This is a genomic window from Actinospineispora eucalypti (assembly GCF_039543365.1).
GTDB classification, from domain to species: domain Bacteria; phylum Actinomycetota; class Actinomycetes; order Mycobacteriales; family Pseudonocardiaceae; genus Pseudonocardia; species Pseudonocardia eucalypti.
The window spans coordinates 259642-273899 of record NZ_BAABJP010000052.1 but is presented as its reverse complement, the minus strand read 5'-3'; the positions used below and the strand labels follow the sequence as shown (position 1 = coordinate 273899).

General features: G+C 70.6%; 1 protein-coding gene (running past one end of the window). It reads left to right on the top strand.

What is annotated here, in order from left to right; translation table 11 throughout:
• Positions 1-14258, top strand: partial view of an MFS transporter gene (locus ABEB12_RS35950; protein WP_345703441.1) — the final stretch only. It extends 47251 nt beyond the left edge of the window; 14258 of the gene's 61509 nt are visible here — the last part of the coding sequence; its start codon lies off the left edge, out of view; it ends in the stop codon at positions 14256-14258.

Here is a 14258-nt window from a genome sequence, read left to right as displayed (position 1 = left end):
GTTGGCCGGATTCGCTGGTCGGCCAATATGCCCCGTTGCCGGACCTGACCGACGCCAAGCCGGGCTCCTACCGACTTCTGCCGGCCCAGAGCAGCCGGCTAGGCACGAACCAGGTCCGTGCCGTCGGCGAGGTCGTCGAACGCTACAGCAACCCGCTGAGAGATCCACGAATCCGCCGGGAGGTAGCCGCCGCGCCGGGCGACATCGTTCACGCCCGCTGGATGAAGAAGATCATCGGATTCACTTTGGAGGAGCTGGCTCGCCCCGTCATGGAGCGGCTGGCGAACAGCAACAACGAGTTCGTGCTCAAGAACGTACGAGTGCGGATGGTGACCGGCTCGGGCGAGCCCGTGGCAGAAGTAGCCGAATTCGACTATCTCTTCTTTGACGAGTTCGGCCTGGTGAGATATGTGGCCGTCAAGTCCCGCGCGAACAAGTTCAAGCTCTATCGAGAACGAGAGCGGTTGGCGACTCTCTTCGGCGGACTCCCGCCGGAGAGGGCAGGCCAGGCAACTGGCCTGGAGGTTTCCTGGGAAGGCGCCGGCGACTGGATCCCGCTGAGCGAATTCCGAGCGGATTACCTCGGCGAGCGGGATATCGCCGACGTCCCCATCGAGAAACTGACCCCCCGGGGCGAGAGCGGCGCCCATCACGTCGACCTGACCCGCGCGGAACTGCACCGTGAAGTGGTGCTCGCGGTGCTTCGAGCCATCGCCGCCGTGGAAACGGCCGAACGAGCCCAAGGAATGCCGGGCACCGCCGGCACGGCCCGCACGAGTCCGGGATTGCCTCGCGGTGGCGCCCTGTTCGGGCGGATCGCGGCGACCGTCGGCGCACTGCCGATGCCGCACAACGGCGGCGCGCTCTGGCACCATGCCGAGCTGGCTGCGGGTGGCGGCTCGGAGATATTCGACTTCGGGGACTCCAGCACGTTGTTCGTGGTGCACATCGTCGCGGTCGGGCTGGCCGGTATGGCGCTGTTCGCGATCGGCGAGCGGTGGTCCCATCCCGAGTGGCGGGAGTCGGCCAAGCGGGCCGGACACATCATCGGCCCAGGGCTGGTCTTCCTGCCGATCGCGCTGCACTCGCTGGCCGCGGTCCCGCTGGGTCTGGGACTGGCCTCTGGCTACGCGGTCGTCTCCGTTGCCCTGCTCGCCATCGGGACCGGCACGACCCGAGCTGCCCGGACCACCGCGTGGGTGATCATCGCCGTGGTAACCGCCACGATCCCAACGCTGCTGTTCAACGCGAATGCGTGGCGCTTCGGTCTGCTCACCCCGGTATCCGCGGCCGATGTTCAGATCACCGCGCACGACTGGCTGGGCCGGTGGCCGACCGATGGTCGGGTCGTGGCGATGGCGGTCGGGGCGCTGGTCGTGGCCGGTGTGTTGTTCGTGGTGCTCGGCAGGTGGGCGATCAACCGGCGCGGCCCGCCACCGACCGACGAAGACCGACTCGAACAGATCGGCGGCGATCAGCGCGACGCGATCTGGGCCGTGTACCTGCGCGTGCAGGGCGCCACCCGGCAGGCGAACATCTCGAGTCCCTCGCTCGACGCTCTTGGGCGCGATCTGCGGGACATCACCGCCCACGCGAGTGAGGTGGGCGAGGACTGGGTTGACCGGCTCGCCACGGCGGACGAGCTGTTCGCCGTGCTCAACGAACTGCGCTGGCTCACCGACGCCAGCCGCGAATCCCTTGGCACCGCCGAGTCCTGGGCACGCGCCTACGACATGCTCACCAGGCTGGCCCGGCTGGACCCTGGCGACTGGAGCCTCACCGACAAACGGGCGGCCGAGCTGCTGCTCATCGCCCTCACCCGTCCCATCACGACCGCCGGCGGTGTTTCCGCCGGGCGCCAAACTGGGCACCCGACCCGGCGCGCCGGCTTCGCCGGCGACTGGACCTTCCTCAACCAACCACCGGACTGGCTCCCACACCACATCCCCTGGCGACAGCTCGACCTCGTGGAACGACTCACGCTCGCCGTCCTCCCGGTTGTCGGGCTCCGTGACCCCACCAACGGCCTCTCCCCGCGGCTACTCACCGGTTTGGACCGGCCGCGCGGCGCCGAGGACGCCCTGTTCGAGGTGAGAACGGCCCTGCGCAACGCCCGCCCGGACGGCAATAACCCACCCAGCACCTACGACGGCGTGCTGACCCTGATCGAAACCGGCCTGTGGCTCAACCAACTCGACCGGCTCACGGACCGCGACACCACCTACACCTCGACCCACTACCTCTACGACTACCTGCGGGCCACCCACGCCGAACTACGAACCGCCTACCTCGCCGACGACTCCGCCACCCGGGAAGCCGATCCAGCCCAGACCGACGCGAGTCAAGCCGGTGCTACGGATGCGGACCCGGCGGCCGGTACGCGGGCAGGCAGCACACGGACCGGCGCCGGTGAGGCCGGTATGGGCCAGACGGGCAGTCAGCGAGTTGACCTTGGCCGGCAGGCGGTGGCGAGGGTGCTACGGCTGCTCGGCTTCTCGCTGCTGCTCGGCGTGGTCGCTGTTGCGCTCCTGCTCACCCACCCCGGGATTGCGGCGGCCGTCGCCGTGCCCCCGACCGGCAACCGCGCCCGCCCACACTCTCGCTGGGTGATCAAGGACGAGCGGGAAGGTGAGGCCGAGCTGTTTGCCGAGGTGTTGCGGGGCCTGGAGCGGCTTGGTCACGTGCGTCAGCAGGAGCGCGACCCGAACCGGGCGAGGGCACCGACGGCGGTGTTGGAGTTGCCGTCGACCTACCGGGTCCGGGAGCTGCTGGAAGAAGGTGGCCTCGCCGAGGACTTCCCGGAGCGGATGGTCGGGTTCTTCTGGGCCGAGCGCGACCTGATTGTGGTCTTCGAGCCGATGGCCGAGCACGTCAAGGCCCGAGGGTTGTGGCAGCGGTTGCTGGACGCGCTCAGCTCCAAACGCGGCGACGACGCCGACGAGATCGTCCGGCAGGTCTTCTTGATCCGGCCCCACACCTATCGGCCCGCGCCGCGAATGCGCGGGACCGGGCCGTTGTTCCTCGGTTTCGAGCTCGAGATCAACGTCCCGAAGGAACTCGTGCGGGAGGCTGCCGAGCTCGTACAACGCCGGCTCGGTGACCTGGTCTACCTCAAACGCGATCGCGATATCGCGTCCGGCTTCGAAATCGTCGCCCACCCGATGTCCTACGAGTGGGCCATGGCGCATTTCCCCTGGGACATATTCGACGAACTCGCCGCACTCGGCGCCGACCCCGGTGACCTGGGGCTGCACGTGCACATCAGCCGGGATGGATTCAGCTCGTGGGAGCACGCGTGGGCGTGGATGGAGTTCATCCACCGCAACCGCGAACCGGTGGTCGCGCTGGCGCGGCGGGAATCGGAGCATGCCGCGTTCACCGAGAAGGACCGCCGGAACCTCAAGCTCTACGCCCAGGGCGTGGGAACCGTCAAGTACCGGGCCATCAACACCCAGCCAGCCGACACCTACGAGCTGCGGGTCTTCGCCAGCACGCTTGTCCTCGACGAGCTGCAAGCCGCGCTCGGCCTTGCCGAGGCATCGGTGGAATACACCCGGCCGCTCTCCGTGGATGATGTCAGAGGAGAGACCGGGGAATGGTCGCGGTTCGCCGCCTGGGTGCGCGCCCGACCGCCATACGCGCCGCTCGCCCGCGAAATCGCCCGCCGCACGGCGACCGACGCCGGCGGGCCTCGCTCCGGCGGACATCGGCCGGGCACGATGCCTGGGGGCTGGATCGGTCGCCTCATGCTTGCGCTTCTGGCGGCACCGGTGCTTGTGGCGCTCGGCGCCGTCCCGGCGTGGGCGTCGACGGGTTCGCCGATCGGTGGATTTGACGTGCCGGTGGCCGCGATGGTGGCCCTGGGAGCGATCGGCGTTGGGGTCTTGGTCGTGCTGCACTACGCGATCTGGCGCAACGCACCGCCCAGGGCGCGGGTGGAGGCCGAACGTGCGGCCAAGGGACCGCTTGGGGTGCGGAACTCCCGGTTGCTGCTTGGCGGCCAGTTGATCTCGTTCACCGGTTCCGGGATGCAGAACGTCGCGTTCGGCCTGTTGGTGTTCGAGTTGTCGGGGCGGAGCGGAACCGCGTTCGGTCTGGTGCTCGGCACCCACGCCATTCCGGCGGTGTTGTCGCTGGTGGGTGGGGCGTTCGCGGACCGGTTCGACAAGCGTCGGCTGCTGTCGATCACCTACACCGGGATGGCGTTGGTCGCGGTGGTGCTGGGTGTGCTGGCGACCGGCGTCACGACCGAGCTGTGGCCGGTATTCGTGCTGGCGTTCCTGCACGGCGCGCTGGTCGCCATCAACATGCCGATTCAGCAGGTGTTCGGGGTGTCGGTGGTGGGCAAGCGGCACCTGGCCCGCGCTATCGGGCTGACCGCGATCGCCGCCAACGTCGGTCTGCTGGCCGGCCCGGCGCTGGCCACGGTGTTGGTCGGCGTTGTGGGCATCGCGCCGATGTTCTGGCTGAACGCGGCCAGCTTCCTCGCCCCGCTCACCGCGCTGGCGTTGATGGACCGCGGCCAGCTGCACGCGCCCGAGACGACCGACCGCGCCAGCTCTCGCGAGGCGCTGCGTTACGTGCGCGGTCACGCAGTTGTGCTCACGGTGCTCACGGTGGCCGCGGTGGTGGCCGCCACCGCGCAGAACACCGAGGTGACCGTGCCGCTGTTGGCGTTGCACGGTCTCGGCGGCGACGGAGCCGACTACGGCACCTTGTTGGCCGCGGCCGCGATCGGGACGCTCCTCGGCGCGGTGCTCAGCGCGCTGCGGCACGGCAAGCCCCACCTGCGGACGGTGCTCGGCGGGGCGGTGCTGCTTGGCTTGCTGCACGTCGTCGCCGGGTTCGCGCCGAGCGAGCATGCCGCCGCTCTGGTCCTGATGGTCGCCGGCCTCGTGGCGATGTTCTACGCCACCGGGATCAGCGCCTACCTGCAGCTGTCCGTCGAGCCGGCGGTGCGGGGTCGAGTCATGGGCCTGTACTCGATGCTGCTCTACGTCTTCGACCCGGTCAGCTCACCGCTGTTCGGCGCCGCCGGCGACCACTTCGGCGGGCGGTCGCCGATCCAGCTCGCCGGCGCGATCGGCGCGCTGGCCGCCGTCGCCGCGGTCGCCGTGCTGCTGCGGCCGCGTGATGTGGTCCGGATGATCGGTGAATACCGGGTTGGGTGGGTGTTCGTCCGCCACCGAGCAGTCGAGCTGCGCATCGACAACCCGGGTTTGACCCGGATCGGCAACCTGGAGCGGATCCTCGAGCTCACCGAGCGCTACCAGCGGGTCGGCGACCGCGTCGTGAAGGTCGAGAAGCTGGGCGTACTGGCCGCGTTGCCGGTCGTGAACCGGTGGCTCGACCGCGCCGCGAAGCGACGGGTGGTCTTGGTCCTGCTGGAGGTCGCGGTCGTGAGCGTAGCGCTGCTGCACGTCGTCGGGATCGGATACGCCAAACCCACCGTGATGGTGAGCGAGTATGTCGCCGCTCCGGGTGGGGTCGTCCTGCTGGCTCTCGCGATGGCGCCAACGGCAGTCGCCGTCGAGCTGGTGGCGCGCTTCGTGGACCGAGCCGATCTTGGGCGGCTGACCGTGCGGTTGTTGCGCGTTGCCGGCGTGGCGCTGGCGGTGATGGCGGCCTTCCCGACCACACCGTTCGGGGTTGCGCTCGATTGGCCGGCGCAGGTGCACCGGTGGGCGGCGGTCGTCCTGTTCATTTCGCTGCCGTGGGCGGCCATCCGGTTGGCCATCGCCCTCCCGGCGGTTCGGGCGCTGCGCGCCTCGGTGTGGACCTTCGTCGGCTTCGGCGCCGCGACCGCGGTCAGCAAAGTGCTGGACCCGGTTCTCGGCGACCTGCCATGGCTGCTGTCGACCGGCATACTCGAGCGGATCGCGTTGGGCGCCGGCGTGGTGGTGCTGGCGCTGGTCGCCGGCAGGTTGGGCGCGGGCGTGTGGAGCGTCGGCCGAGTCGGGCACAGCGGCGAGCTGGTCGGGCGGGCGCGGGCGCTTGCCGGGCGGGTCGGGTTGGACCGGCTGGCGGCGGGCGCCGGATTCGCCGGCGCGTTCGCCTTCGGCCAGGCCGCGGTGGTCGGCGCCTTCGTACTGCTCATCGGCGCCTGGCTGGTCCACCACTGGTTCCCCGGGCTGGCGCGACAACCGGCGGTGGCGCGGGCGCTGCGGCTGATCGGCGAGTTCGGGATCCCGCTGCTGCTGGGGGCGGCCGCCGGGGTCGTGCTGTTCCACCCCGGTGGGATCGCGGTGGCCGCGGTCGTGTCCCCGTTCGGTCCGCACTCCGGCGGGGTGATCAGGGACGAGCGGCCGGGTGAGCGGGCGTTGTTCGTCAACGTGCTGCGCCGCTTGAGGGGACTCGGTGAGGAGCGCCAGCAGCGCAGAGACGCCAACCGGGAGAGGGCGCCGCCGGCGGTGCTGGAGTTGCCGGTGAACGACGAGGTCCGTGCGCTGCTGGCAGAGGGAGGACTCGCCGAGGACTTCCCGGAGCGCATGGTCGGGTTCTTCTGGGCCGAAGAAGACCTGAACGTGGTATTCACGCCGATGGCTGAGCGCGTGCGGGCGGCCGGGCTGTGGAAGCGGCTGATGCACAACGCGGAGTTCTTCCACCGCGCCGGCAACCGCGCCGGCATTAACGACTTCGGCTTCGACTACGACAGCGACGCCGACGACATCGTCGGGCTGCTCTTCGGCCTCGACCGACCGCGCCCCTCGCCGGCGCGCCCGCTGGTTGGTCTTCCGCTGGAAATGCTGGACATCGCGGCAATCGACGAGATCGTCGAATCCGATCGGAAGGTTGACGGCAAGCCGAAGACGATGCAGGTCCGAGACGGCGCGGATCGCGCTCTATGGATCAAGCAGGCACCGGCCGGCGAGCGGCACAGGCTGGTGGACTGGGTGGTGGCGTCGCTGGCCCTGCGGATATTCGGGGTGCCAGTGCCGGCGTCGTGGTTGGCCGTCGCCGCGCACGACGTGACGCCCTCGGGTACGGGGAAGCCCGTGGTGTTCGCGGGCGACGTGGTCCTGGTGCAGCAGGCGCTGCCCGGCGAGGCACCCACGCACGACCAGTGGATGAACTGGCGGCACCACCTCGCGGGGCGGCTCGGTGCGGCGCTCACCATCCGGGACTGGGACGGCATCCGGCGGCACAACCTGATGGTCGACCCAGCCAACCCCCAGGCCCCGCCCGCCCAGTTCGACTTCGACAAGGCCATGGACGCCCACCCGTGGAACCGCACGGCGGAGGCGGGGTCGATCATCAACCTCGAGGGCAAGGTCTTCGGGCTGCTCACCGAGCAACATGTGCTGGCGCTGCTCGCCCAGGCGCTCGCGCTGCGCGAGCCGCTGCTCGCGGCGATGCCGAACGAGCGCCTGCGCGAGCAGGTCGCAGTCGGCCTGCTCTGGATGGCCGACGTGCTGGCGAACGACCGACTGCCGGACGAGGTGGCGCGCAGGCTCACGTCCGCTCGACGGTCGGCGGCCAGAGTCGGTTCCGAGACCGACGGTGGCTACCACCCGCTCGAGCCCCCTGCCAACCCAGGCGTTCCCCAGGCCCTGCCCGGCGGGACGCGCCAGGCACTCGGGCCGGTCGATCTCGCCGAGGCCCGCGCCGAAGGGCACGACGTCCGCGTGCACGACCCCCTCCCGGACGGGCGGTGGGACGTCACCATTACGCCCGGCGCAACCCGGGGCGGCGGTACCGAGACCGGCCCGGCCTCGGGCAACCCCGGCATCGACGGGCCGGCCATCGAAACGATCGGTGACCTGTTCGCCGCCCTGACCGGCGAATCGGGCAGCAGCGCCTACGACCTCCAGCCGCGCACCGACCTTTCGGTACGCCAGATGACGGCGCGCCTCGAGTACCTTGTCCGGCTCGGCCTGGCGGTCAAGCAGGCTGGCCGGGGCTATGGCGCGCGCAACACCTACCGGCTGTCCCGGTACGGCCAGAATGTGCTGCGCGATTGGAGGAACCTCGGCGGGATCGAGGAGGCCGAGTACCGGGAAGCGCTGGAACCCCTCGGCCGGCTCCCCATCGGCCATTCGTTCGACTCCGCGCTGTCCCAGCTTGCCTTCCCGCTGAGCCCGGTCCAGGAAACCGTGCTCCGCGTGATCGGCTACTCCGCCGGAATCCACCTGGGCAACCTCATGCGAGCCACCGGGCGGTTCGATCTCCGGCCAGAGCTGGCCGAGTTGGTGGATAGAGAACTTGTCCGGGCGCGTGGTGGGGTTACCAGGGGCTCCTACACGCTGACCCATTTCGGCCGCAGGGCACTGGAGGCGGCCGATGCCCGCAACGCCCGGTCCGCCGTCCAGCCAGACCCGGACGACGAGCCGTTCCGAGTGGGTGGGGTTGTGTCGGTGGTTGCCGAGGGTGAAGGGACCGGCGGCATCGGGGTCACCTATCGGGAACTGACCGACATTACCGGGCTCAGCAGTACCCAGCTGGACAGGTTGCTCCGAGTGCTGGTCGGTCACGGCGTGATGACCAAGGGTCGACGGCACGGACCGATCAGGCGTCAGCCGCCGAACGCCTACACGCTCTCCGCCGCCGGCAAGACCCTGCTGGCGGACCAGCGGCGGCGACCGGTGCAAGACCCCGACTACGACGCCGCGCTGGAGCGCTTGTCGGAGGCCTTCGCCGCACCCGCCAAGCCGCTGCGGAAACACGTTCTGGACGACTTGGCGGAGGTCCTCACGGACCTGCGCGCCATCCCGGCCTCCCCGTTGTACGACGGGGACGGCGGTCCCGGCGGTAGCTCCAGTACCGGTGGCGGCTCCGGTGGCCCGGGCGCGGGCACGGGCGGGGCGGGCGCGGGGGCGACAAGGCCGGGTGACCCGGCCTCTCGCGCCTGGACGGCATTGCCGGCACCCGGCCAGCGGAACCACGGCGCGGTGATAGCGAACGAGCGTGAGGGCGAGCTGGACCGGTTCGCCGACCTGGTGCCCAAGTTGGCGAAGCACGGGGTGGAGCTCGAGCAGGAGCGGGGCCCGGGGCGACCGAGGGCGCCGCCGAAGAACCTGGTGCTTCCGGTGAACGAGGCCGTCCAGATGTTGCTGCGGGACGCCGACCTCGCGGACTTCCCGGTCCGGTTGTTCGAGTACTACTGGCCCGACCGCGACCTGATGGTGGTCTTCGAGGGAATGCGGGAGCGGATAACGGCCGCGGGGCTGTGGCCGCGGTTGCTGCACCATGTCGAGTTCTTCCACCGCCATGGCATCTTGTACGCCCGCAACCATCTGGGACTGACCCACGACGAGGACGCCGAGGAGATCGTGCGCTCGGTGTTCTTCAACGGTCCGCGCTCCGCCGAGGATGTCGCGCTGGTCGAGGCGGTCGAGACCGTGGTGCGCCGGTACGCCCCCACCGGTGAGCCCGAGTCGGCCGATGCGGCGCTCGAGCTCGGGTTCGGGGTGGCGTCGGCGCTGGTCGAGGACGTCAGGGCGCAGCCGGGCCGGGCCCGGCCGGTGCTCTGGCTGTTCGCCCTGCTCGGTGGCTCGCCGAGGGCCGCGAACCTGCTGGACCGGGCGATCGCGGTCGATCCGAGGCTGCGGCTGAGCCCGGACGGCGGGGCGGTGTGGTTCGTTCCCGCCGAGCCGGTCGGCGGTCCCGCACCGATCGTCGCCTGGGCCGAGCCCACCGACGAGGCCGGAACGGCCGAGCGGATCACCGAAAGCGACCCGCTCGGTGCCCGGGTCCTCGCGCTGATCCGAGACTTCCCGAACCGCGTCGCCGGGCTGCCACTGGACGGGGGCACCCGCGCCGAGTTGGCGGGCTTCGTGCCTTCGGTCGAAGCGAACGCGTACTGGTCGGCTGGTTTGCAAAGCTCCGTCGACACCAGCCGCACCTCGGCGGGGAAGCCCACGCTGACGCTCCGGGTCTCCCGGACCATGCCGGGGCTGCTCGCCGAGGACATCCATGCGGCGTTCGCCCGGCTGGGGCATCCGATCACCGCCGAGGAAGCCCATGACCTGGGGCTGCGGCTGTTGCTGTGGCACAAGCTGACCCACGTAATGGAGAAGGCCTACGGTGTCGCGCTCGGCGGCCGGCTGGGTGCCGACACCTTCGCGGCCGGGCTGTCCTCGGCATTCGCCATTCCACTGGGTGGGCTGACGAACGCGGCGCACCTGGAGGACGAGCGGTTCGCCCACGGTATGGCGATGTTGCTGCTGCTCGAGCACATCCTCGCCCGCCATCCGGAGCTGACCGCCACACAGCGGCGTTACCTGCCCGACGTGATGCGTTCGGTGCATACCGACTCCATGCACGCCGGCGCGCGGAACCGGCACGGCGGCCCCACCAGCGAGAACACCGGCCTACCCGGCTACCTCTACTACCACCCGGCGCCGGTGGTGCTGGCCATCCTCGGATGGCTCACCCGGGTCACCCGCTCGGCATACGAGCCGCTACGGCTGGCGGACCCGAGCGCGATCGCCGGAATGCCCGGGGTACGCCCCGAGCTGGAGTTCATCCACTGGGCTCGCGAACTGACGGCCGACCCGCGCTTCGAGCCGAACGCGGACTTCTGGGCGCGGGTGAGCGAGGCGTTCGCGGGGTTGGCCGAAATCCCGGACGCGCCCGTCGGCGGGCTGCGCGCACAGCAGTTGGAGCTGCTGTTCGACCTGCTCGACCGGTTCGGGCCGGATGCCGAGATGCCGTTCGGGGCTACGCCCTCGGCGGTGGCCGAGTCGCTGGGCGAGATGCCCGTGCCGGCCTGGTTCGACGCCCACTACCTGGACCGCCCCGGAGTGGACCAGCGGGTGCTTGCTTACCGCGACCTGATCGATGAGCTGCGCTATTCCGAGCGGTTCCGCGAGGGCTGGCGCGAGCTGCTGACCGCGCTCATCGAGACCACTCGTGGCGCCGGTCCGCCCTCGCCGAGGGCGGTGCGCGGGCTGCTCACCGGGATGGTCGCCAGGGTGAAGGCCACCGGGGAGGAGGAGACCCAGCACCAGCTGATCGCCGATGCGACCGAGGCCGTCCGGGCCCTCGGTGGTGGCACCGGGCGGCACCCGAACGCCGGCGGGGTGATCATCAACGAGCGGCGGGGTGAGCGGGATCGGATTCTGCGCGTGCTGCCGGAGCTGAAGGAACACGGCAAGGTCCGCGAGGCCAGGAAGGACCCGAACCAGGCGCGGGCTCCGCCGGACGTGCTCGAGCTACCGGTGAAACGGAAGGTCCGCAAGCTGTTGCGGAAGGCGGGCCTGGCGGATCTGCCTCGCCGGATGATCGATATCTACTGGCCGGACGAAGACCTGCTCGTGGTGTTCAAGCCGATGGCCAAGCGGGTGCGCGCGGCCGGGCTGTGGGACCGGGTGGCCGAGCACGTCGAGTTCTTCCACCGAGGCGGCAACCCGCACGGGACCAACAAGCACGGCCTCGACCACGACCAAGACGCCGACGACATCATCCGGCTGCTGCACGACTTCCAGCGGTTGAGGCGGGGCAAAGCGATCTCCGATGGCGGGTCGGCGGTGTCCACCGTGGTGCTGCCGCTGATGGCCACCGGGATGGGTGCCAACCCGTTCGAGGTGAGCCTGCTGGCCACGCTCACCTATGGGGCGAGTGTGGTGTTCGGGCTGCCGGCCGGTTGGATCGCGGCGCGGGTGCCGAAACGGCCGCTGATGATCGGGGTCGACCTGGCGCGGTTCGTGCTGGTCGCCTCGGTACCGGTCGCGGTGCTGTTCGGCGGGCCGACGATGGTCCAGCTGTACGTGGTGGCCGGGGCCACCGGCGCGCTGTTCATCGTTTACGCCGTTGCCTCCGGTGCCTACGTCCCGGAGCTGGTCGGCCCACGCCAGGTTCCGGCCGCGAACGCCTCGCTGGTCACCGCCTCGTCCACCGCGCAGTCCGCGGGCCCCGCGATCGGGGGCGGGCTAGTCGGAGCGATCGACCTGGTGACCACCCCGGTGCAGGCAGCGGCGGCCACCCAGGGACTCGATGCGCTGTCCTACCTGGTCAACGTCAAGATGCTGACCGACATCGAGACACCGGACACGCCGTTGCCGCCGAGAAAAGCCTCGGTCCGCAAGGGCCTTTCCCTGCTGTTCGGTGACTCCGTGCTGCGCGGCCTTGCGCTGTTCGATGGTTTCGCCCGGTTCTTCCTCGGCGCAATCTTCGCCGTCCAGACGCCATACCTGGTGAACGAGCTGAAACTGCCCGGCTGGTCGGTCGGTGCGGTTGCAACCGTGATGTTCCTCGGTGGCTGGCTGGCCGCGCGCTGGGCGAACTCGCTGGCCGAGCGTTACGGCCCGTCCCGGGTGTTGTGGGTGTCGCCGCTGGTGGCGGCACCGGTGGCGCTGGCGATCTATCCGTTCGCTCCGGTCGACTGGGGCGGGTTGGCGATGGCCGCCAGCGGGCTCACCGCCGTGACGGCGATGACCCGGGTGCGGCAGGCCATCTCGGACACCGTGCTACAGCTGAACGTTTCCCCGGAGCTGTTGTCTCAGGCGTTCGCCGCGAACCGGTGGGTCGGGAACTTCGGTGCTCCGTTCGGCGCGGCGTTCGGCGGGGCGCTGGCCACCTGGATGGGCATGCGCGAGGCCGCCGCCGTGGTCCTGGTCGGTGTGGGAGTCGCCGCCGTGGTGTTCCTGGTGCTCTCCCCGCTGCGCGGCGCGAAGACCTACGAGGACATCTCGGACGTGATACAGCGGCGCCGGGGCGGCGCGGTGATGATCGAGCTGTCCACCGGCCGACCGATGCCGCAACGGCATCACCAGTACGCGGCCGCGCGCACCTCGATCGCCGAGCTGATGGTTGAGCAACGGCCCGAGCCGCTCGGCCCCGGCGACCCCGAATACGAGCTGGCCGATCCGCTCGGGCGGTGGGCGCGGCACCGGGTGCCGATGTATGTGCTCACCGGGTTGAACCGCCGTTATGCGCTGCGGGAATGGCGGCTCGGGTCGGAGCGCACCGGGCTGGTCATGTTCGTCGCGCCGGGCCCGGACGGGCGGCTGGCGGTGTTCGTCGACCCGTTGACACTCGCCCGGTTGCGCACGCTCAGCGAAACGGAACGCGCCCAACTGGCCGAGCGGGAGCTGGCTCGCATCCTGCACGAGGACTGGTCCGAGCAGCGGATTCAACGGATGGTGCTGCCCGCGCCGGAGCGGCTGCGCGAGCTGGTGACCGAGTCCGACCTCGGTAGCCCGGCGCTGGGTAACCCGGTCGAGCTCGCCGTCGCGGTGATCGACCACCTGGACACCCGGCCGGGTGGCAGCGCTTCACGCCGGCGGTTGAGCGCCCACTTCGGCGTCGACGCGGACACGCTTGACGCCGCGCTGCTGCTGCACCCCCGGCTGTGGCCGGACGAGAATCCCGCGCCGCCACAGCTGCACCCCCGGCTGTGGCAGGAACCGGCGGACCCGACCGCGCGCCTGCTGCCAGCGGGACCGGTCGTGATCCCGGCGTCCCGAAAGCGGGGCAGAGCGCTCGAGCCCGACCCTGACCGGCCAATCGTCCGGATCGCCAACCGGATCACCGACCGGGGCGGACCCGCGGGGACCGTGCACGACGCGATCGACCTCTTCCCCGCGCTCATCGACGAGCTCGAGCTCCACCTCGACCCGGCCACCCGCGCCCGCCTGGTCGCGCTTCTCGAGCACATCCGCGCCCACAGCTACTGGGCGCCGGACGACGGGCCCAGCGAGGTGCGTCGCGGCGCCGACGGCTGGGAGATGCTGCTCACGCGGGCCGACGTCAAGTTCAACGCCGGCCATCTGCGCCAGGCGTTCGGGCTGCTCAACCACCCGATCACGCCGCGCCAAGAGGCGCGGCTGGGCATCTTCGAGCTGGTCTGGCACGAGCTGGCGCACGTGCTGCAGGTGGCGCACGGCGAGGCGGCCGGGACTACACACGACGCGCTCGCCCTGGCGGCCTTCGCAACCGGCAGGACCACACCGCTGATCCAGGAGCCGAACCCCTACACCAGCGCCGTCCTGGTGGAGAACGAGCGGTTCGCGGAAGGCCTCGCGCAGTTGCTCCTGACCCGCTACAGCGGCGATCGGTTCATGGGTTCCCGGTGGCAGGCGCACTATCTGCCGGCCGTGCTGCGCTCGGTCAAGATCGACGCCTTCGGCTACGGCGGCCCGCACTCCGCGCCGCTGCCGGACAACCCGGAGCTGCCCGGCTACCAGCACTTCCACGACGAACCGACGGTGCGCGCGATCCTCGCGGCCCACCGGCAAGCGCTGGCCGGGTGGTCCCCACGCGGACCACCGCACTGGTCCTGGCGCTACGGCGACGCGCCCCTCGGGGGTGCGTCATGA